The organism is Bacteroidota bacterium (genome assembly GCA_030706745.1).
Classification (GTDB): Bacteria; Bacteroidota; Ignavibacteria; order Palsa-1295; family Palsa-1295; genus PALSA-1295.
In genome coordinates this window covers 15,605-35,463 of the sequence record JAUZNX010000004.1, presented here as the reverse complement: position 1 = coordinate 35,463, position 19,859 = coordinate 15,605, and the positions used below count along the sequence as shown (strand labels likewise).

Genomic DNA, 19,859 nt, shown 5'->3' with positions numbered 1-19,859 from the left:
CTTTACCATGCCACTGAATCTCTACCATAAAAAGCGAAATTTCGCGAAGACTTCGGAGCCAAAGGGCAAAAAACAAGCTTCGAATAAACGCCGATTTCTCATCCACGAGCATCACGCGACACAGCTACACTTCGATTTCCGGATGGAGATGGAGGGCGTCCTGAAATCATGGGCTGTGCCGAAGGGTCCTTCCATGAATCCGAATGACAAGCACCTTGCTGTGATGGTCGAGGACCATCCGATCGAGTATGGCTCGTTCGAAGGCACCATACCGGAAGGCGAGTACGGCGCTGGCGAAGTTCGCATATGGGATAAGGGGACCTATGAACCGGTCGGTGATACTCCAGTCGAAGAACAGATCAAGGAGGGCAAACTCACGTTTATTCTGATGGGCAAAAAGCTCAAGGGTGAATTCCATATGGTTGAAATGAAGGGCCGCGGCGAGAATAACTGGCTGCTCTTCAAGCATAAGGACGAGTATGCAGATCCGAATTGGGAATTGGACCCTATCCTGCACTATGGCTCGCGTACTCAGGCACCTGGCAAAAAGAAGAACGCCGATATTGGTGAACATGCGCTCGAACGGTTGGTCGAAAAGTCTAAGACGAAGAGTGCAGCCGCGGCCTCTAAGCCTCGTGCGCGTAGTACATCAAGGCCCTCCGTGAAGAGCACACGTGACCGGAAGCAGCCCCGTGGCCTAAAGGCCACTGTTACGAAGCCGCATGCAAGATGATCAAGGGTACAGCGATCGCCAAGACTGCGGGGGCGCGCAAGGCCGCCAGGCCACAATGGATCGAGCCGATGAAGGCTGTCCTGGTGGATGCGCCATTCGATCGGGCCGGCTGGATGTTCGAAGACAAGTACGACGGCATCCGAACGCTCTGCTTTATTCTGAATGGCAAAGTGAGGTTGTTTTCGCGCAATCAGAAAGAGATGACGATTCGCTATCCCGAGCTTTCAGAGATGCCGAAGTGGATTGCGGCTAAGGAGGCAATTCTCGATGGCGAAATCATCGTGCTCAACAAACACGGCCATGCAAGCTTCCAGGAATTGCAGGCGCGGTTCGGACTGAAGAACATAGATGAGATCGAACGGCTGAGCAAGACGCAAAAGATCGTACTCTATGTGTTCGATCTCCTATATCTGGATGGATATGACATCATGGGTGCGACACTATTGGATCGCAAGACTTTGCTGACGAAGATCGTCCAGGAACGAACGATCTTCCAGGTTGCGCCACACACTTTGGGAGACGGCCTGAAGCGCTTTCATGCCGCCGAGCGTAAGCATCTCGAAGGTATCATGGCCAAGAACGGCGCAAGTCATTACGAACAACGCCGAAGCCGAGAATGGCTGAAGATCAAGACGACGATGCGACAGGAGGCGATCATCGTCGGCTATACAAAGCCGCAGGGCAGCCGAGAGTATTTCGGCGCGTTACACCTGGGACTCTATGATGGCAAGCAATTGGTCTCCGTCGGCAAAGTCGGCACGGGTTTCGATCGTGCACGACTGAAAGAGATCTATGACGCGATGCAGCCATTCAGGATTGACAAAGCACCATTCGATCGAGAATTCAGGAAGAGTTCGCGATGGCGCGGCCGCATCGAGGACATTCAGTGGCTGAAACCCAAATTGGTGTGTGAAGTGAAGTTCTCAGAACGCACTGGTGAAGGTAGCTTTCGGCATCCCGTCTTCGAGGGACTCCGGTTTGACAAGAAAGCAAGCGAATGCACGTTCGAACAGGCGCAGCATGTGTAGTGGCGGGGTTTCCCCGCCTTCGGGATCGAGTCAACGTCAATACAACAGGCGCGGAAACCGCGCCACTACAATATGAAGTCGATGTCAAAAACGAATAAGACTGACTCTGTTTCGGACACGGAGTTCTTCGCAGAGAAGAGTCAACGCGGTGATGTGACGATTTCTGTCGATGGCGTTGATGTCCCACTTACCAATCTCAACAAGGTTTACTGGCCGAATGAAGGCTATACGAAATTTGACTTGCTCAAGTATTATTATCTGATCTCGAAAACGATTCTGCCGTATCTGAAGGATCGTCCGCTCATCCTGAAGCGCTATCCGAATGGGATTACGGGACAGATGTTTTACCAGCACAACCTGGAAAATGCGCCGGAATTCGTCGAAATCTTCGAAACGCGCGAAAGCACGGGGAAGCTCGTGCATAATCCGGTTGCGAATAATCTCGCGGCACTACTCTACATTGTGAATCTTGGTACAATCACGCAAAATCCCTGGTTTTCGCGCGTTCAATCGATCTCAATGCCCGATTATTTTGCGTTCGATCTCGATCCAGGTGACAACGCAACGTTCGAACAAGTCAAAGTTGTGGCGCGGGAGGTGAAGGCCGTGCTCGAAGAATTTGGACTGACAGGTTATCCAAAGACATCGGGTTCGTCCGGCATTCACATCTATGTTCCGATCAAGCCGCAATACACCTATAAACAGATTGTCCCGTTTGCGAAGAAGCTCGCGACAATCGTGGCCGAACGGAATCCAAAAGATGCGACGGTCCGCCGTATGACGGCCGACCGGAAATCGACCGAAGTTTATGTCGATTACCTGCAGAACATCGAAGGTAAATCTCTCGCTGCCGCCTATGCCGTTCGCGAAAAGCCTGGGGCGCCCGTTTCTGCGCCGATTACCTGGAGTGAGATCACGAAGAAGCTCTCCATCGAGCAATTCACAATGCAGAACATGCCCGCCCGGCTGAAGAAAAAGGGCGATCTATATTCCGAAGTACTCACTAAGCGGCAAAGCTTGACAGCGGCAATGAAGAAGGCAAAATAATTGCAGGCTATTAGTCTGCAATATCATATCACACAATCAATGAAACAGGGTGTGGCATCTTTCGTGAAATAAGAGCCTTTGTCTTGATCGATCACGACTTCAATAATAGTCATGCCGAAAATCAAGAAGACCGAAGAGGAATGGCGTCGCGAGTTGACTCCGGAACAATATCGTGTTATGCGGGAGAAGGGAACGGAGCGACCGTTTACAGGGAAATATGAGACGTTCTGGGAAGAAGGCGTTTACAAATGTGGCGCGTGCGGCGCTCCACTCTTTTCGAGCGAGACGAAATTCGATGCGGGCTGCGGCTGGCCAAGCTTCTCCGCACCCGAAGTAGCGGAAAATATCGAAGAGCATACTGATCGATCGCTTGGCATGCAGCGCACCGAGGTGACGTGCTCGAATTGCGGCGCGCACTTAGGCCACGTCTTCGATGACGGTCCGAACCCGACGGGATTGCGCTATTGCATCAACTCGGCGTCGCTCGACTTCGAGAAGAAGTGATCAGAACTCCGTGTAGTCCGTCAGTTGCACGTGGAAACCGGTAGGCTGAAGAGCAAGACCAAAGACAGGAGCGAGTGCAGGACTATCCTGACTCACAGCCCATCCAAGCCCCGGTGCAAACGTGATGGTTGATTTCCGCAAGGCGTAAGGTCCGAGACCGGGCGCAGAGGCAGTAAGCAGCACTGTTGCGCTCTCCGTCGAGAACGTCTTTCCCTTGATAGTGGCCGATCCAGTCCCCGCGCCCATCGAGATCAAGGCAAAGTGCGCTGTGACCGGGAAGCCAGCGATCGTGATAGTGGAATCCTTCGTCACCAGCGTGTCAGTCTTTTGCGAGGCTACCGTGAGCGTCAGCCAGGTAAAACCCGGAAACTCCGCGCTCAGCGAAAGCGTCTGAGGGCCCATCGTGCTCACATCACCATTCGCCTCATAGACGGTGTAGGATGTATCCAGAGGCCCCGAATGCCCCGTAGCATCCATGGTGACGGACTTCATCACGTTGGTCTTCGCACCAACGGTCAGGCCGGTTGCAAGCACAGAGTCACGCGTGGACCTCTGCGAGGTCCCGCCACCCGAAGCGGTATCGGTTTCCGTTGTTGTAAAAGTGCTAGCCTTGCCGGGCGTTACCTGCGTTGGCGGCTGCGACGTCGTGCTCGAGGAGCATCCCGCAACAGCGATTGAAAAGAGTACGGCGGAAACGAATGACTTTAGAACGGATTGCTTCATAAAGATCAAGAATAGCTTGGATAAAGCCAACGGGGAACAGGACTAATAGTTTCAGGCGACCATTGCAGCGCCGCTGGCCCTATTTCGACCACTCTACATCGAGGAACGAGCCATTCGTCACCGTCACGGATTTGCTGATCGTGTCCAAGATCTGAGTCCCGGTAAAATTGAAATTGCCGCTGATGAGTCTATTTACGGTGTCGAATTTCGTGATCGAAACCGAGCCCGATGTCGAAATATAGCCATCCTTGGGCACGGTCCCGTAGGCGAAGATGCCTTCGTTTCCGGTCGTGCCGAGCGTGACGGTACCGACACTTGGACGAAGCAGAATGAGCGTGATGCTCGATGGGTTCGTCAGGTTCTCGAGATTCGCGTTGAGACCTGTCACGGTCACGGTGCCGCTGCTGGTGTCGCGTGTCGCGCGGGCGGTTTGCGCCCCGGGCAAACCAATCGTTGACCATGCCGACCCATTAACGGTTGCGGTCATGCTTCCTTCGGTTGAGGTCGTCCCATTCGGACTGGTCGAAGCTTTGCAACCAACGATAAAAACGATAGCAAGAATAGCGGCGATCTTCATTGTGATATTTATATGTAATTTGGATATCAAGCATTGCGAACCGCGCCGCCACCACTGCGATTCCAGGGCTGGCGGGCAGATTCCAGTTCAGCACGCGCTACCGATGGATGGTAGCGCGTGGCCGGGACTCTCGCCGGCGTGGGATGGCGGTGCACGATCGGCGCCCGCTTGGCCGGAAAGTCATATTTGTTGGCGTGCGCGATATCATGCAACAACTGTTCGCGCTGGATTTCTTTGCGCAGGATCTCTTCAACGATAGGGTCTTTCATGACGCATCGCAAAGAGCAAGGCAAATGCCAATTCCTATTCGAACTTATACACTCCCTGGGAAGATTTGCCTTCTGGCCCCATCAGCGTAAAGGAGAGACCATGCAAATATTTCTGCGCGGCACTCTTGACTTCGGCGGCAGTTACCTTTTCCGTATTCGGCACAATTTGGAAGAACAGGCGCCAGTCGCCGAATTCTACCTGATCGCTATAGAGCGCCTGGGCCTGACGAAGATTCTTCTGCGTCGCAAAGAAATAAGTTGTTATGCGGCCTTCCTTCGAGTGTTCGAGCTCATCATGCGGGACAAGCGTGGTTTGGGTCTTCCGAATTTCATCGAATACGACGTGCGCAGCGCTATCCGGCAACACGGATTGAAGCGCGATACGCGTACTGAAATTGGAGAAATTGCCATTCGCGTATATTTCTGGCGAATAGGCCAGATTTCGCTTCGTGCGGACTTCATCGAAGAGCCGCTTATCGAGAATTTCGTACAAAATGCGCTCAGCCCACCAATCCTTATCCAGCACGTTTGCTGAAGGCGCACGCATCTCGAGGTACGTCGTTGGGAATTCGGGTGGCTTTGGGATGAACCGGAATGTGCCGGTGACCGGTGTGATGTGTTCGACTTTTGGCCAGCCGAAGCTACCCTGCGGCAATGTCTCGAGCGCCGCCAATTGTGATTCAAGTTCTGCACGGGTAACGTTACCGACCACGACGAGCAGCATGCGCGAACGCTCGAACTGATGGTCGCGATAGGCCCGATAATCAGGAATGGAGACCTTCTCGACATCCGATACACTGGCAGCATGGTTGAGCTTGGAGGCTCCCCACCAGAGACTATCCGCGAGGAACATGGAATAGGCCTCAGGTTCCGTCTCCCGAGATTGGATCGACTTGATCGTCTGCTCGGTGATCTTGGAGGATTCGAGGGTGTCAAAGTGCGGATGGAGCAAGAGATCGTTGAAAATGCTCCAGGCCGATTTGAAATTTGGCCGGATGGTCTGCAACGTGAAGCCCATATGATACAAATCGCCGGAGCCTGCGATTGTAGTCGAAAGCCGCGCAAGCGAATCTCGGTAGGCTTCCTTGGGATATTTATCGCTGCCACTTTCAGTAAGCACAGCCGCCGTCAAGCCAGAAATGGCTGGATTATCGGTTTCGCCGTAGGCCAGTCCCCCTTGAATGCCAAGCACAGCGCTGACAACCTGATTCGCTTTGGACGAGCGAAGGATCACGTGAATGCCGTGGCTGTGAAAATCCTGCACGTCATTTGGCGTCTGGGCATGCAGAGTTGCGGCAAGCAAAATCGCGCTAAAAACTATGAGTGTCCGTTTCATCGTAATACCTCCTCGGCCTTAAGATTCAATTTATCGAGCGATGTTTGATTTGTAGCGACTCCAAGCACATAGTTCTTGCCTTTGATCCATCGATCGAGATACCGCTGGATGTCCGCGCGTGTCACGCGCTTTACATTCTCGATGTAGTGGACGTAATAGTCGAGACCAGCCGATGCCCACCAGAGCGGGAGCGAACTGGTGGCAAACTCGCTGGCTGATTCCGTCTCGTAGAGTCTGTCACCTTCGAGAATCCGCTTGGCGGTTGTCAACTCATCGTCAGTAAAATAAGTCTGACCGTTCCAGGCAGCGATCTCATCCTCGATAGCACTGATCGCCTTTTTGGTAGCAGGAATAGGCACGTACGCGTTGATCTCGATCGGCCCGACGTTCTTCTGAGAGAAATAACCGCTTTGAACTTGATACGCCAATCGCTTATCGACCAGATCCTTCTGGAAGCGGCTGTTGGCTTGATTGATGATCGTGTGAAAGACGTCCGCCGCGTAGGTATCTTCATTGTCCTTACCGAGGCTCGGGCCGTGCCACACGAAATTGATATAAGTATAGGGTAGGTTCGGCGCCTCACGAACCACCAGTTGCTTGGTGATCGGAGGAAATGGTGGCGGATTATAGGTCGGAAACGGTGGCGGACCTGCTGGCCACAGCTTTGGTCCGAAATACTTCTCCGCCTGCTTGAATACTTCTTCCGGGTTCACATCGCCGGCAACAACCAGCGCCATGTTGTTGGGAATATAAAAGCGGTGTTCGATCGTCCGCATCATTTCGGGCGTTGCCGAGAGGATCGTCGGTCGAAGTCCAAGTTGTTCCTTTCGAGAAAAAAGCGCGGGCGACCACACGGCGCTATCCATTGCATATCGAAGCTTGAAGGTGGGCTCGGCCTCATTCCGATCGAATTCGCCAAGCACCACATAACGCTCTTTGCGAATCTCCGCGGTATCGAAGAGCGGTGTCCGAATTGCAGCGGACATAAAGTCGAGACCACCGGACAGATTCTTCTTTGGGATTACGATGAAGTAGTTGACGTGCTCCTGATGGGTCTGCGCGTTGCTGACTCCCAGGGAGCCGCCGAGACTTTCGAGGCCTTCCAGGAAGGCCGCCTGCGAAGGATGAGTCTTGTTCGCCTTGAAGAACATATGCTCATACAAGTGCGAAAGTCCGCTGTATTCGGGTGGTTCCGTGAAGCCGCCATTGCGGGCGACCAATTCGATTGTCGCCAGCGGTACCATATGGTTTTGGACGACGATCACATCGAGCCCATTCGAAAGTGTCTTTTTAGAATACGGAAGATCCTGGGCGTGAGCGGCAAGCGGAAGGAGTAGCGTAGCAGTCAGCAACGCGCCAGCCCCCCATCTGCGGAATGTATGTTCTCGCATAGTTTACGTTAGGTTGGTTCGCACAACCAGGGTATCCCCATAGTCGCGCTCGGAAAAGTCGCGCAGGGAAACAGGTCAGCCTCCCCTCGGGTGCCGTGTGGCATCAAGGCTTTTCCACATAATCCGACCTTAGTAATTGGATATTTTAAGCCGCGTGGGTTCATCCAATCGGAGGATGCAACCAGATTCGACATCCTGGGATCTGCTCGTGGTGGAGCTTGATTGGCTCAAAAAGCGGTCTCTAGTAGATGCGGAATTTCGTAAAAATTATGATTCAGACACCCATCGGCCTTCTCTTGCGTGGAACCTGAGCCCCGCCCTGCGTATTTAGGTGCAACACATGCTCATAAAACTCATGCGCCTGGCTTTCGCGCTTCTTTTCCTGTTACTCTCGACCGGCATTTCATTGGCTCAGGCACCCGGGGCACCTGAGCAGCAATACACGATTCTCGGTCTCTCGATCGTGGGCAATCGCACCGGCGACGCCCAGACGATCATCGGCCAAAGCGGATTGTATAAAGGTGAACGTGTCACCCTTACTGGTGATGTTATCCATTCTGCCACGCAGCAGTTGTGGTCCATGGGGATATTCTCGGATGTCGAGATCGTGATCGACCGTGAGTTGCCCCAGAGCGATTCGACGATCGGGCTCTTTCTTTCGATTCACGTGCGCGAGTTACCACACCTCGGCACCTACACGATTATCGGCAACAAGGAAATCAAAACGCCGGAGCTTGAAAAGGCAATGGGATTGAAAGATGGTGATTTCCTCCGGCCCTGGGAAGTTGAAAGCGCCCGCAACCGAGTGAAGGCCCTTTATGAAAAGCAAGGCTATCATTTTGCCACGGTAACCATGACCCAGGTTCCGGCAAAGGATTCCGGCACGGTCGATCTTTCCATCGTCATCAACGAAGGCAAGGAAATGGTCGTCCGGCACATCGACTTCGTCGGCAACGAGCATGTTTCCTCGAGCGACCTGCGGAGTGCCATGGAAGACACCAAAGAGAAGAAGTGGTGGAGAATTTTCTCGAGCAGCACATTTGACGAGAAGAAATACGAAGATGATAAGCGCAAACTCATCGATTACTACCACTCCAAAGGCTATCGCGACGCAGCAATCGTCAGCGACTCGGTTTGGGCAAGTGGCGCGACGACGAGCGATAACGATCTGAGTATCCTGATCACAGTCAGCGAGGGACATGAATACCACGTTCGGAACATCGCCGTTATCGGGGCGGATGTCTTCACTCCCGATGAAATCCGGGAGCATTTGGGATTCCACAAAGGTGACATCTATGATCTCGTTCGACTGGAAATGAATCTGCACGGTCCGACCCCGGACTATTCGGACGTCGGCTCGCTATACTACGATCGTGGCTACATTGCAAATATTGCGAAAGAGGAAACGGTTTTGCCGGGCGACTCGATCGATCTAGTCCTGCGCGTTGTCGAAGGCAAGCAGCATTTCTTCCGGTATGTTGACATCAAGGGAAATACGAAGACAAAGGATTACGTCGTCCGGCGTGAGCTGTTTACGCGACCGGGCGATGCGTTTAGCCGTGCGGCAATTATCCGGTCGCTTCGGCAACTCTCACAACTGAACTACTTCAATCAGGAGAAACTCACTCCGGATGTCAACTTCCAGCCAGAGGCACCGGAAGTCGATGTCACATATAACGTGGAGGAGCGCTCGAGTGACACGTTCAATGCGTCCATTGGCTACGGTGGCACCCTTGGGCTGACGGGTTCGGTCGGTGTATCGTTCAACAACTTCGACATCACCGATCCGCTGCACGGTGGCGGCGGAGAGGTGCTCTCGATTTCCGCAGAGATCGGCGCATCTTCATATCGAACACTCTCCTTGAACTTCACGGAGCCATGGCTGAACCAACGGCCAACATCGCTCGGCTTCCAGGTCTATACGACGCACTCAGAATATATATACGTGGCCGACCGCTCTGGCGCTTCCCTTTCGCTCGGACGCCGATTCCGATGGCCGGATGATTACTTCCGCGCCGACTGGACACTCTCGGCCTCGCATTCCAACATCTCGAATGGCGGCGGCATTTACATTCCGGGTATTCACGATGAAACGAGCATCCAGCAAGTGATTTCCCGCATCTCGAGCGACAACCCGGTCTTCCCGACCTCCGGCTCCGAGTTCTCCTTCCTGACGCGCATCGCCTATCTTCCCCTCACTTCCATCGCGCCGAATCAGCCGGCGAATTATTTCCGCAACAACTTCACGATGAAGTTTTACACCCCGATGCTCGCGATCGGCGGACAGAACAAGTTAGTCCTCATGACGAGCGCGGACATCGGTCAATTAGGCGGCGTCGGGTCGACCCCGTTTGTGCCGCCAACGGAGTTGTTCGTCATGGGCGGTAGCGGACTGGCCACCGGCATCTACAGTATTCCGCTTCGGGGCTATGACGATGCCTCGATTGGCGTCCAAAAGGGTGTGGCCACCACATCGATCTATGCGCCGGGCGGCGAAGCCTATTCGCGTTATGTCGCCGAACTTCGGTTTATTATTAGTCTCGAGCCGATCCCGATTTATTTTCTCTCGTTTGCAGAGGCGGGCAACGTCTGGGCCGATTTCTCGCACGCCGATCTCTTCGATCTCAAGCGGGCCATTGGAGTTGGTGGACGCGTACAGGTACCAGCCGTTGGTATGATCGGTCTGGACTTCGGCTACGGCTTCGATCCCAGAACTGCATTCGGCGCTCCTGCGGGATGGCATACTCACTTCCAGTTTGGAAGAGGATTCTAAACAAGTACGAAGGATTTTGGTCTCAAGCTATAGGCCTTAGACTTTCTCATAACAGGCACAATACATCGCGGCAACCAAGCGACGTTCGGCCAGCGGCAGCAGCCACGCCGGACTGGTGATTCCTCCATTGAGAAAAATCGCGCGTTTCTTTCGAAGTCCGGTCTGACGCATCATCAGATCGAGCTCGAACGGTGAGTACTGACGCTTCTGATGTTTCAGATATTCTCCGCGATTGCTGAAGACCCGATCACGACTGATTTCACGGATGCCGAAGACAAGTCCCTCCAATCTGCGAAGCAGTCCAACGCGGTTTGGGACACTGACAATGAGTATTCCGTGTGGTGCTAGCATCGCGACCAATTTCGCGATGGCCGCTTCATCATCCTCAACATATTCGAGCATGCTGAACGCAACAATTACTTCATAGCTCGATGGTGCCGCTTGATATGCTTCGATGGTGCTGGTTGAGAATTCAATCTCTCCAACATGCGGTATCGAACGCGCTTGCTCGATCATGTTCTCCGACGAATCGACCGCCGTCACCCGCCAGCCGCGCGATGCGAGCTCTCGACTGAAGACGCCCGTCCCACACCCCATATCCAACGCCCGCCCCGGCGTTCTGGGAAGTATGCGATCGAGCAAATGTGTGATGCGAAGGAATCGGCGGCGAAAGCGGGGATCGCTTGCATAATGCGTTTCCCAGTTGTAAGCTGCTTCGGAAAAGAACTCGACAGTCTTCATGGGGTCGTTTGTACTGGAGGCGCGGTAGTCCACTGCTTGAGAACCTGGATGCGTTGGGCGAGTGCAAGTGTTTCTCGTTGAAGCTCGGCAACCTCATGTTGATCGATGGCGCCAATCAACTGTTTTCTGAGGTCTTGCAGATGTCGTTCCGTCGTTGCCAGTTCGATCTTCGCCATGGCTTGCCGAGCTTTGATTTCGGGCACGGATGGCCCATCTTCGATCGGGGCTTCCCATCGATCGCTAAAGGTATTCTGCGTCATGCCGAAGCGGATGAGCAGGTCTCGCTCTGGCTTATCGCGGTACTCGTCGAGAAGCTGCGCTATCGTTGGTGTTTCGCCGGACTCGATCTCCTGCATGAGGAAACTGATCACTTCTCGAACGGATGGATGCCGGACTAAATCGAGATTGAACCCAACTTCGTCAATGACATGCGCGACAACATGCGGATCCTCTATCATCGCTTCGAGCAAGCTGGCTTCCGATCGCGGTACCTCTTGAGGCTGTGGCGGAGCCTCGTTCGCCGGAAGATCATCGGGTATGGTTTCAACTTGGGCCACTCGGGTTGGTGGTGTTCGCCGCTCTGTCGAGAGTATTTTTTGCAGTTCGATTGTAAGCATTTGCTCGCTTAGATGGAACCGCTCCCCAAGCTTCTGGATATAAAGTGCGCGCTTGATTGCATCTGGGACCTTGGCGATGGTCTCGACGATCGAGCGGAGCGCGATGGCCATCCGACCTGGATCGCGGAAGGCCCCCTGCTCTTCGAAGTACTGCGCTTTGGTCTCGATGAAGGACTGGCGTCGTTCGATTGCCGCTTCAAATGCCGCAGCACCATTTGCACGGATGAAGCTATCTGGATCTTCTCCAGCCGGCAGTACGACCGTATTGACATCGAACCCAGCTTCGATGGCGAGTTCGATGCCACGATTCGTCGCATTCTTGCCAGCGGCGTCGGCATCGAAGAGCAAGACAACGTCAGTCGTGTACCGTTTGAGCAGCCCAAGCTGATCGATTGTGAGTGACGTGCCGGAGGCCGCGACGACATTCTCGACACCCGACTGGAATACCGCGAGGACATCGGCGTAGCCTTCTACGAGCACTGCAAAGCCCCTGCGACGGACCGCATCCTTCGCCTGAAACAGGCCATAGAGGATTTGCGACTTATGATAGACCGATGTATCGGGGGAGTTGATGTACTTGGCAACCTCCTTCGAGGTACCTGGCATGATGCGACCGCCAAAGCCGACGATGCGACCGGTCGCGCCAAAGACAGGAAAGATGACCCGGCCGCGGAATCGCTCATACGTAGATGACCGGTCATGTGCATCTCCGGAATCGCGATGCGCAAGAATTCCGGCGGCTTCGAGGACTTCGGTCGAGAAACCTTGCTTCGTCAAAGCTGCGGTAAGCACACCACTTGTTTCGGGCGAATAACCAAGACCGAATTTGCGGAGAATTTCATCTTCGAGGCCACGCCCTTTGAGGTAGTCCATCGCTCGCTTCCCTTCTGGTGCGCGGAGGAGTCGGTAGTAGAATCCCGCGGCGGCACGGAGTGCTTCGAAGATCGCTTCGCGCTCGCTTTTGATGCGATCATCTTCGTCTGATGACACATTCTGGAGTTCGATGTTCGCACGCTTGGCAAGTCGCTCGGCGGCCTCGGGGAAGGTTAAGCCTTCCATCTGCATGACGAACGAGAACACATCGCCACCTTTGCCGCAACCAAAACACTTGAAGATTCCGCGGTCTTCGAGGACGTTGAAGGAAGGTGTCTTCTCGGTATGGAATGGGCACAGTCCTTTCAAGTTGCGTCCGCTTTTGCGCAAATGCACGTGCTCGCCCACGAGATCGACGATGTTCGTCGCCTCGCGAATCTGCTCGATCTGCTGGTCGGAAATCTTCATCCGCTATGAAGGAAAGCGATCACTTCGAGAAGGGCGAGTTTGCTGGTATGTCCACGCTCGAATCGGAGACAGCTTCTCTGTGCGTGGTGTCTTTCGGTGGGGTCGCGTTTTCCGGCGGCTTATCGTCCGGCCCATAGACGGTCACGACGACCTCGTTACCACGCAACTCCGCATGGTAGTAGTTCAAGGGCTTTACGGATGGGCCTTTCAGGTTGGCTCCAGCAAGATCGTATTCCGAGCCATGGCACGGGCAAATGAATTTTTTCTGCGCGGCTTCATAATTAATGTCGCAGCCTTTGTGCTTACACTTGATATCGACCGCAATGTACTGGTCTTTGCTGACATGCACGACTAGGATTTCGCGCTCAAGGTCCTCGACCGAGAGATGATAGGTGCCTCCTACTGGCTTCAGATCAGGGGTATCCTCAAGACTAATCGGCACTTCGCGCACATCATTCGCGGCAAGACGCGAGCGCGCTCGGAGCGTTCCGATACTAGCCAGGTCGATCGCAGAGCCGGCAATGACGAGTCCCGCGCTAGCCGAGCAGACTACCTCCAGAAATTTCCTACGCTTCATGTTGCGATAACCCCAAACTATATCGAAGCCGTTTCTGAGGCGGCGCGAGGGAATTCATGTGACGTATCGGTTGTGGCTCCGCCCTTTGTTCTTTTGGAACTTCCCGGGACCGAAGATTGTATTGAGACTGAGTCTTAATAAACAGCATGAAGACACTCCCCAAAACAACTCGAAAGAAACCGGTCATGGCCGGGACCAAACCCCACGAACATTTCCGCAAATTCTTACAGGATGGTCAGTATCGCATTACCCCCGAGCGGTTCGAGGTATTGGATGCCGTCCTCGCATGGAACGACCATTTCGACGCCGACAACCTGTTTATATATCTCAAGAACAGCGGGTCGAAAGTATCCCGGGCCACAGTTTATAAAACCCTGAACCTATTACATGAGTGCGGGCTCGTCTCGCGCTACCGGTTTTCGCAAGGTCACGCGCAATACGAGAAGACCACGGACCGCCCGCATCACGACCACATGGTCTGTACTCGGTGTGGAAAGATCATCGAATTCGAAAATTCTCGCGTCGAGCGCATGCAGGACGATTCCTGCGCGCAATACGGCTTTACCCCAACGTACCACTCGTTTCAGATCTTTGGTATCTGTGCGGATTGCAGGACGGGCTCCTCTGCTGTAGCAGCAACTGCGACAACGCGACCCCACGCCATTCAAGCTGCCGCGGTGACCGGTATTCCCGGATCCGGCGGTATCCTTTCGCTCGATGAGGTCCGTAATAATCGATAACACTTAGCACGAACGCTATGCTCGACCAACTCTTCAATCAATTCGTCATCGCCTTCCGGGAAGGTATCGAGGCTTCGCTCATTATCATGACTGTACTCGTCGCGCTCCGTAAACGTGGCGAAATGGAATTGCGGCGGGTGGCGAAAGCTGGAATTTGGTCCGCAATCGCGGCGTGTACCATCGGCGGCATCGCGTTGGGATCGGTCGCACTTGTAAACAATCATGGTGTCGAACTTGCGCTGTATTCCGCCGCAGCCGTGACCGTCGCGACGATGGTCTTTTGGATGATGCGAGCCGGAAAGAAGCTGAAAGGCAATATCGAGTCAAGGCTCGATCGCTACGGTGCAGCGCCAAGCAAAATGGCAATGCTCGGAATGTTCGCGTTTGTATTCTTTATGATTTCCCGTGAAGGATTCGAGATGGTGCTCATGCTGCTTGCCTTTGGCGCTGGCGTTGGCGGACATTTTTATGTACTCGCAATGCTCGCAGGCATTGGCTGTGCAGTGTTGCTCGCATACGGGCTCTCGCGCGGCCTCGTCAAGGTTAATATTGGCAAGTTTCTGCAATCAACAGCATTCGTTTTGTTGTTCTTCGTCGTGCAACTTGTCTTCGATGTGTTGCACGAAGCTGGCGAAGGCGGATTCATTCCGCCATTCTCCAGTCAGGCTCTGAACAATGCGATCGATTTTTTGCACGATCAGGTACCGGTTTTCTCCTATGCCGGACTTGTGCTGTTCTTCGCGCTGGTTATTTATCATTTTGGGCACGCGCTGCAAACCGGCCGACGAAAGCATCGACTTGCGAATGCGGGAGCATGACCAGACGATTATCTTGAACCCATTGATTTCATAGAACCCATTCGATCAAGATGAAGGCATTCCTAGTAGCAACCTTACTCCTCCTGCTTTTTCCCTTTATTGCTCAGGCACAATTCTCGGCGCCAAAACCCTCGGCTCCTCCGGCGGACACCTCCAGACGAAGCATCATGAGCAGCAGCTCTTACACGCTTCGCACACTGAAGATGTCGCCTATCTATGTGTTGAGCGCCGATGACAATGGTGGCATTGATGCTTCGCGGCAGTTCGCCGGCGCAAAGCCGTTACCTGATTCTTGTCACTATATCGGCGAGCAGTACCTCCAAAACATTATGCAGTTGACCTTCGAGGGTGAAAATGCCGAAGCCTATCTGAGTCCAGACGATAAGTATCTGACCTTCCAGGCTCATGGTGTCAAGCCAAACACCTGCGATCAGATTTACATGATGACAATTGACGGGAAGAACGTCAAGCGGATCTCGACTGGTAAAGGACGGACAACCTGTTCGTATTTTTATCCGGGTGGCGACACGATTCTCTACGCATCGACACACGAGCATTATGATGGTGCCTGCCCGCCACAACCCGATATGTCGCAGGGCTATGTCTGGCCGCTCGATGGCGGCTACGATATTTATCTCGCCGATACAACCGGAAAGCAAATTGGTCAGCTTACTCACAACGAGGGTATTTACGACGCTGAGGCAACGGTCTCCCCAAAGGGCGACCGAATTGTCTTTACCAGCACGCGCTCCGGCGATATCGAACTCTGGTCGATGAAGCTCGATGGTACGGGCCTCCGACAACTCACGCACGAAGAGGGATATGATGGTGGCGCATACTTTTCGCCGGACGGCAAAGAAATCGTATACCGCGCATCGCGTCCGCAAGGAGAAGCCCTCACCGAATATCGGGCGCTCCTGAAGAAAGGACTGGTCAAGCCGACGGAACTCGAGATTTGGGTGATGAATGCCGATGGGAGTAATAAGCGGCAGGTCACGCACTTGAACGCAGCGAGCTTCGCGCCATACTGGCATCCCGATGGCAAGCGCATCATTTTCTCTTCGAATTATCTCGACAAAAAGCATCATCGCGATTTCGAGCTGTTTATGATCGATAAAGATGGCACGCATCTGAAGCGTGTCACCACCGGCGGCGGGTTCAACAGCTTCCCAATGTTTACCCGCGACGGCAAAAAACTCGTCTTTTGCTCGAATCGCAATGGGTCGCATCCACACAACACGAACATTTTTGTCGCGGACTGGACCGAGTAGGTCAACTCCGCACACCGAGTTTCTTTAGCCTGTCACTTCAAAAAACCTGACCCAATGAATCCTCATGGCTCTGCCCGATTGCGACGAATGAGTCTTAATAAGTTGATTCTATTCGTGCTCCCGTTTGCGCTCATCGCTTCTTCGGCATTTGGGCAATCGAGCGAAGATTCTTCGCGTCCGGCCCCGTCGAATCTTCAAACGTTTCTCGATCAGACCCATCTGGGTGGATACGGCGAGATGACTTACAAACGGCCGAGTGTGGGTGATGTGCCTCGGCTCAATCTTCCCCGCATCGTGCTTTACATCGATCACGACTTCAGCGATCGATGGGTCTTTAAGTCGGAGTTCGAGGTCGAAAACGTGAAGCTCGAACGCGCCGCCGGCGGCGAGCTTGGATTCGAGCAGGCGTTCCTCGATTACCACGCGAATCAGCATATTGGCTGGCGCGGCGGCTTGATCCTGATTCCGATGGGGATCATCAATCAAACGCATGAACCGAATACGTTCTATAGTGTCGAACGTCCGCTCTTCGATCAGCAGGTTATTCCCACAACATGGCGTGAAATTGGAACGGGAATCTATGGCGACATCACGGAAGGCGTGAAGTACCAACTCTATCTGACCGAGGGATTGCAGGCGGCTGATATCACTATGGGGGGGCTTGATGGCGGCAAGCAGGAAGGCTCTGCCGGAGATGCGACAAGCGACCTCGTTGCCGGGAGTGATGCTTCGCATCCGGCACTTTCCATGAAGCTCGACTACTTGCCCCTGGCAGGACTTCGCGTGGGTCTCGCAGGGTATGTTCAGCCCAATGCATTTGCGGAAATGCAGCCAATCGACACCCCCATGGCCGTAAGTCGAACGCTCGGAATGGCAATCCTCGACGCACGCTATGAACACGGACCACTTCACGTTCGAGGAGAAGTTGGGTTCGTGCATCTCGTTGATTCTGTTGTCAATCCGGGTCCAAAGTATTTTTCCGGTGGTTATTTCGAGGCAGCATACAATGTGCTGAGCTTATGGCCGAATCACGAAGCGGAGTTGCTGCCATTCGTGCGATACGAGCACATGACAGCCTATCGTCGTGCTACCGGTTCGACTCTTATCCTCGAAGGTGATAATCTGGTGGCGGGTGCCGGTGATATTGTCACTTCATCATTCGTGGCTGGGATTGCATTCAAACCACTCGATGCTATCATTTTCAAAATTGATTATCGCATCACGAGCATCGATGGTAAGGCCGATTACAAACAATTTAGTCTGGGTGGAGGATTTGCGTTTTGAGATTTCTCCGGGCGCTTGGGATTTTCTTTGTCGTTGCTACACCAACCGCGAATGCGCAATCCATCGCGCAAAAGGCCGATGCATCCATACGCCGTGTTTTTGGCGAGAAGTGCGAGATGAAGAAGGAGACAATCATGATCGATAACGTGGTGGCCGCGCATGTCGCTGCTCGTTCCGGCGAAGCCGTGCACGACAAAGCGATCATTCACGAAGCTGTGCTCGATGGTAAGGTTATCGGCTATGGCATTGTAGATGATGTTCGTGGTAAAGCGCAGCCGATCACCTATGTGACACTGTTTCGCCCCGATGGCAAGATCGCCGAGATCGAAGTGCTGATCTATCGTGAGCCATATGGCGGCGAGATACAATATGAGTCCTTTCGCAGGCAATTTCGTGGCAAGCAGGCGTCATCACCGTTGCGGGTCGGTGCGGACATCGAGAATATTGCCGGTGCGACTATCTCCAGCAAAGCCATTACTCACGGGGCGAAAAAGATTGCCGTGCTCTTCGATGAGCTTCGAAAGGCCGGTAAGCTATGAGGGAAGTCCGCTCGCTACCATTGCTACGGAATCTTCCGCGCGAAGCACAACTGTTTGCTGCGCTGATTATGCTCGTGCTTGGTGTCGGGTACGCCCATGCGCTGGCATACGTCTATCAAACGACGCGCATGATCCCCGCAGGTATCGAAGAACGCTATCGTGGGACAGAATCGCAAGCAGCCTCTGCCTCCAATACATCCCCATCATCTGAACTTTCGTCTGAAGAAGCCGAGGATACGACCCAGACCATCCAATCAGCTAGTAAAACTGGTACCGGCGAAATCGAGTATCAGAAATCGCTCGCCGAGATGCTGAACATCATCCACACGCACATCCTAACGATGACGTTCATCTTCGCACTGTCCGGATTTATTACACTAATGACCGATTCGCTCAATAGTCAATTGCGGAAGTTAATTGTCCTCGAGCCATTTATCGGAATCCTCATTACATTTGCTGGGCTTTGGTTGATGAGGTATGTGCACCCGGCATTTAGTTGGCTCGTCTCGCTTTCCGGGACCGTCATGGCGCTTGCATTTGCCGGACAATGTCTTGCGCTCATCAGGGAATTGCGCACTCGATGAAAGAAGTACTGACGCGACGAATATTCTTGAAACGAGCTTCGCAAGCATGCGGAGTTCTCGTCATGCTTCCGGCGGCAAGGAGTATCGGCAAGCTAAGTATGAGTGACGCGCGGAATCACGCCTGTGCAGCATATTACGAGCATACAATCCTTGCGATGGGCACAACAGCACGCATGGGCGTCTACGCAGCGAGTGAAGAGGAAGCGAACCATGTTATTACCGAGGCATTTAACGAGCTCAAGCGACTCGAAGCACTGTTCACCATTTTCGATGCCTCCAGCGAGATTTCGAAACTCAACGCAGAAGCTGGCGGTCGGTATCTCAGCATTTCATCAGAGGTCTCATCTATTCTATCTAAATCCGTTGAGGTTTCAAAAATAACCGATAAGGCATTTGACGTTACCGTTGAGCCTCTGATGCGGTTATGGGGATTTCGAAATAATTCGAATATCCTGACGCAACTCCCCTCCGCCGACGCGATTGCCTCTGCAGTTAGACTGATCGGTTCGAATCAAATCGAGTTACGCGCAACACAGACCACTCCTGCCGCACGCCTGCGTAACGAAGGGGCCAAGATCGATTTGGGTGGCATTGCAGTTGGTTATGCACTCGATGCCATGATCGCCATCATCAAGCATGCCGGAATTGAACGTGCCTTCATCGACATCTCGGGCGACATGTTCGCACTTGGTGCGCCGCACGGACACGATGGTTGGGATGTTGCCGTACCCGATCCGCGCGACACGAGGAAGCTCATATACAGAACCCGAATCTCCAACGAGGCACTTGCGACCAGTGGTAATTACATGTCGTACGTGGTCTTTCAGGCGCAGAAGTATGGGCATATCATGGATCCCCGCGTTGGCCACTCGGCGGACCGCGTATTATCCGCAACAGTCATCGCCAAATGCGGACTGGATGCCGATGCACTTTCGACGGCTTCATTCGTGACTGGCGAAACATATTCGGATTCGAAAGTCATTCTCGTGAACCGTTCTGGTGCGGTTCGAGCGTAATGGCGTATTT

General features: G+C 53.5%; 20 protein-coding genes. 12 read left to right on the top strand and 8 right to left on the bottom strand.

Features of this window, described 5'->3' with window-relative positions:
* Positions 1-7 precede the first annotated feature (7 nt).
* The 4 genes from Q8902_06460 to msrB all read left to right on the top strand — a co-directional run bounded on the left by Q8902_06460 (position 8) and on the right by msrB (position 3,312).
* Complete coding sequence (locus Q8902_06460; GenBank protein ID MDP4199193.1) at positions 8-733, top strand: DNA polymerase ligase N-terminal domain-containing protein; 726 nt, start codon at positions 8-10, stop codon at positions 731-733.
* Positions 730-1,761, top strand: coding sequence for a non-homologous end-joining DNA ligase (ligD, locus tag Q8902_06455; protein ID MDP4199192.1), 1,032 nt, complete (start codon positions 730-732; stop codon positions 1,759-1,761). Before Q8902_06460 ends, ligD (Q8902_06455) begins: the two co-directional genes overlap by 4 nt.
* 81 nt (positions 1,762-1,842) lie before the next feature.
* Positions 1,843-2,808 (top strand): non-homologous end-joining DNA ligase, encoded by a 966-nt coding sequence (gene ligD, locus Q8902_06450; GenBank protein ID MDP4199191.1) that lies wholly within the window; start codon positions 1,843-1,845, stop codon positions 2,806-2,808.
* A 111-nt stretch (positions 2,809-2,919) separates the two neighbouring features.
* On the top strand, positions 2,920-3,312 hold the full coding sequence (msrB, locus tag Q8902_06445; GenBank protein MDP4199190.1) for a peptide-methionine (R)-S-oxide reductase MsrB: 393 nt from the start codon (positions 2,920-2,922) through the stop codon (positions 3,310-3,312).
* Here the strand turns inward: msrB and Q8902_06440 are convergent, their stop codons facing one another.
* The 5 genes from Q8902_06440 to Q8902_06420 all read right to left on the bottom strand — a co-directional run bounded on the left by Q8902_06440 (position 3,313) and on the right by Q8902_06420 (position 7,608).
* Positions 3,313-4,035 (bottom strand): hypothetical protein, encoded by a 723-nt coding sequence (locus Q8902_06440; protein MDP4199189.1) that lies wholly within the window; start codon positions 4,033-4,035, stop codon positions 3,313-3,315.
* Positions 4,036-4,114: 79 nt separating this feature from the next.
* Positions 4,115-4,612, bottom strand: coding sequence for a DUF6252 family protein (locus Q8902_06435; protein MDP4199188.1), 498 nt, complete (start codon positions 4,610-4,612; stop codon positions 4,115-4,117).
* 26 nt (positions 4,613-4,638) lie between these two features.
* Positions 4,639-4,881, bottom strand: coding sequence for a hypothetical protein (locus Q8902_06430; protein MDP4199187.1), 243 nt, complete (start codon positions 4,879-4,881; stop codon positions 4,639-4,641).
* Positions 4,882-4,915: 34 nt separating this feature from the next.
* Complete coding sequence (locus Q8902_06425) at positions 4,916-6,217, bottom strand: insulinase family protein (GenBank protein MDP4199186.1); 1,302 nt, start codon at positions 6,215-6,217, stop codon at positions 4,916-4,918.
* Positions 6,214-7,608, bottom strand: coding sequence for a pitrilysin family protein (locus Q8902_06420; GenBank protein MDP4199185.1), 1,395 nt, complete (start codon positions 7,606-7,608; stop codon positions 6,214-6,216). The genes Q8902_06425 and Q8902_06420 overlap by 4 nt, the downstream gene beginning before the upstream one ends.
* A gap of 340 nt (positions 7,609-7,948) precedes the next feature.
* Between Q8902_06420 and bamA the strand changes: the two genes are divergently transcribed.
* Positions 7,949-10,381, top strand: a complete 2,433-nt coding sequence (gene bamA / locus Q8902_06415) for an outer membrane protein assembly factor BamA (protein ID MDP4199184.1) — start codon at positions 7,949-7,951, stop codon at positions 10,379-10,381.
* A gap of 36 nt (positions 10,382-10,417) precedes the next feature.
* Here the strand turns inward: bamA and Q8902_06410 are convergent, their stop codons facing one another.
* Genes Q8902_06410 through Q8902_06400 form a run of 3 tightly spaced genes read right to left on the bottom strand, consistent with a single transcriptional unit; the run spans position 10,418 to position 13,597 of the window.
* Positions 10,418-11,122 carry a methyltransferase domain-containing protein gene (locus tag Q8902_06410; GenBank protein MDP4199183.1) on the bottom strand — a complete coding sequence of 235 codons (705 nt, stop codon included), beginning with the start codon at positions 11,120-11,122 and terminating at the stop codon, positions 10,418-10,420.
* Positions 11,119-13,020 (bottom strand): DNA primase, encoded by a 1,902-nt coding sequence (dnaG, locus tag Q8902_06405; GenBank protein MDP4199182.1) that lies wholly within the window; start codon positions 13,018-13,020, stop codon positions 11,119-11,121. The genes Q8902_06410 and dnaG overlap by 4 nt, the downstream gene beginning before the upstream one ends.
* Before the next feature lie 19 nt (positions 13,021-13,039).
* On the bottom strand, positions 13,040-13,597 hold the full coding sequence (locus tag Q8902_06400) for a Rieske (2Fe-2S) protein (GenBank protein ID MDP4199181.1): 558 nt from the start codon (positions 13,595-13,597) through the stop codon (positions 13,040-13,042).
* A 146-nt stretch (positions 13,598-13,743) separates the two neighbouring features.
* Between Q8902_06400 and Q8902_06395 the strand changes: the two genes are divergently transcribed.
* From Q8902_06395 to Q8902_06365, 7 genes are all read left to right on the top strand, one after another.
* Positions 13,744-14,337, top strand: a complete 594-nt coding sequence (locus Q8902_06395; protein ID MDP4199180.1) for a transcriptional repressor — start codon at positions 13,744-13,746, stop codon at positions 14,335-14,337.
* Positions 14,338-14,354: 17 nt separating this feature from the next.
* The gene (locus Q8902_06390) at positions 14,355-15,155 is read left to right on the top strand and encodes an FTR1 family protein (protein ID MDP4199179.1); all 801 of its coding nucleotides are present in this window, start codon (positions 14,355-14,357) and stop codon (positions 15,153-15,155) included.
* Between the two features lie 167 nt (positions 15,156-15,322).
* Complete coding sequence (locus Q8902_06385) at positions 15,323-16,426, top strand: DPP IV N-terminal domain-containing protein (protein MDP4199178.1); 1,104 nt, start codon at positions 15,323-15,325, stop codon at positions 16,424-16,426.
* A gap of 87 nt (positions 16,427-16,513) precedes the next feature.
* Positions 16,514-17,710, top strand: a complete 1,197-nt coding sequence (locus tag Q8902_06380; protein ID MDP4199177.1) for a hypothetical protein — start codon at positions 16,514-16,516, stop codon at positions 17,708-17,710.
* A complete protein-coding gene (locus tag Q8902_06375; protein ID MDP4199176.1) occupies positions 17,707-18,249 on the top strand; it encodes an FMN-binding protein in 543 nt (180 codons plus the stop codon). Before Q8902_06380 ends, Q8902_06375 begins: the two co-directional genes overlap by 4 nt.
* Positions 18,246-18,833, top strand: coding sequence for a hypothetical protein (locus tag Q8902_06370; GenBank protein ID MDP4199175.1), 588 nt, complete (start codon positions 18,246-18,248; stop codon positions 18,831-18,833). The genes Q8902_06375 and Q8902_06370 overlap by 4 nt, the downstream gene beginning before the upstream one ends.
* Positions 18,830-19,849, top strand: a complete 1,020-nt coding sequence (locus tag Q8902_06365; protein MDP4199174.1) for an FAD:protein FMN transferase — start codon at positions 18,830-18,832, stop codon at positions 19,847-19,849. The genes Q8902_06370 and Q8902_06365 overlap by 4 nt, the downstream gene beginning before the upstream one ends.
* Positions 19,850-19,859: the final 10 nt, after the last annotated feature.

Bases quoted from the DNA above. Each gene is read 5' to 3' on its own strand.
- Q8902_06460 (MDP4199193.1), top strand. From the start codon at position 8: ATGCCACTGAATCTCTACCATAAAAAGCGAAATTTCGCGAAGACTTCG.
- ligD (MDP4199192.1), top strand. From the start codon at position 730: ATGATCAAGGGTACAGCGATCGCCAAGACTGCGGGGGCGCGCAAGGCC.
- ligD (MDP4199191.1), top strand. From the start codon at position 1,843: ATGTCAAAAACGAATAAGACTGACTCTGTTTCGGACACGGAGTTCTTC.
- msrB (MDP4199190.1), top strand. From the start codon at position 2,920: ATGCCGAAAATCAAGAAGACCGAAGAGGAATGGCGTCGCGAGTTGACT.
- Q8902_06440 (MDP4199189.1), bottom strand. From the start codon at position 4,035: ATGAAGCAATCCGTTCTAAAGTCATTCGTTTCCGCCGTACTCTTTTCA.
- Q8902_06435 (MDP4199188.1), bottom strand. From the start codon at position 4,612: ATGAAGATCGCCGCTATTCTTGCTATCGTTTTTATCGTTGGTTGCAAA.
- Q8902_06430 (MDP4199187.1), bottom strand. From the start codon at position 4,881: ATGAAAGACCCTATCGTTGAAGAGATCCTGCGCAAAGAAATCCAGCGC.
- Q8902_06425 (MDP4199186.1), bottom strand. From the start codon at position 6,217: ATGAAACGGACACTCATAGTTTTTAGCGCGATTTTGCTTGCCGCAACT.
- Q8902_06420 (MDP4199185.1), bottom strand. From the start codon at position 7,608: ATGCGAGAACATACATTCCGCAGATGGGGGGCTGGCGCGTTGCTGACT.
- bamA (MDP4199184.1), top strand. From the start codon at position 7,949: ATGCTCATAAAACTCATGCGCCTGGCTTTCGCGCTTCTTTTCCTGTTA.
- Q8902_06410 (MDP4199183.1), bottom strand. From the start codon at position 11,122: ATGAAGACTGTCGAGTTCTTTTCCGAAGCAGCTTACAACTGGGAAACG.
- dnaG (MDP4199182.1), bottom strand. From the start codon at position 13,020: ATGAAGATTTCCGACCAGCAGATCGAGCAGATTCGCGAGGCGACGAAC.
- Q8902_06400 (MDP4199181.1), bottom strand. From the start codon at position 13,597: ATGAAGCGTAGGAAATTTCTGGAGGTAGTCTGCTCGGCTAGCGCGGGA.
- Q8902_06395 (MDP4199180.1), top strand. From the start codon at position 13,744: ATGAAGACACTCCCCAAAACAACTCGAAAGAAACCGGTCATGGCCGGG.
- Q8902_06390 (MDP4199179.1), top strand. From the start codon at position 14,355: ATGCTCGACCAACTCTTCAATCAATTCGTCATCGCCTTCCGGGAAGGT.
- Q8902_06385 (MDP4199178.1), top strand. From the start codon at position 15,323: ATGAGCAGCAGCTCTTACACGCTTCGCACACTGAAGATGTCGCCTATC.
- Q8902_06380 (MDP4199177.1), top strand. From the start codon at position 16,514: ATGAGTCTTAATAAGTTGATTCTATTCGTGCTCCCGTTTGCGCTCATC.
- Q8902_06370 (MDP4199175.1), top strand. From the start codon at position 18,246: ATGAGGGAAGTCCGCTCGCTACCATTGCTACGGAATCTTCCGCGCGAA.
- Q8902_06365 (MDP4199174.1), top strand. From the start codon at position 18,830: ATGAAAGAAGTACTGACGCGACGAATATTCTTGAAACGAGCTTCGCAA.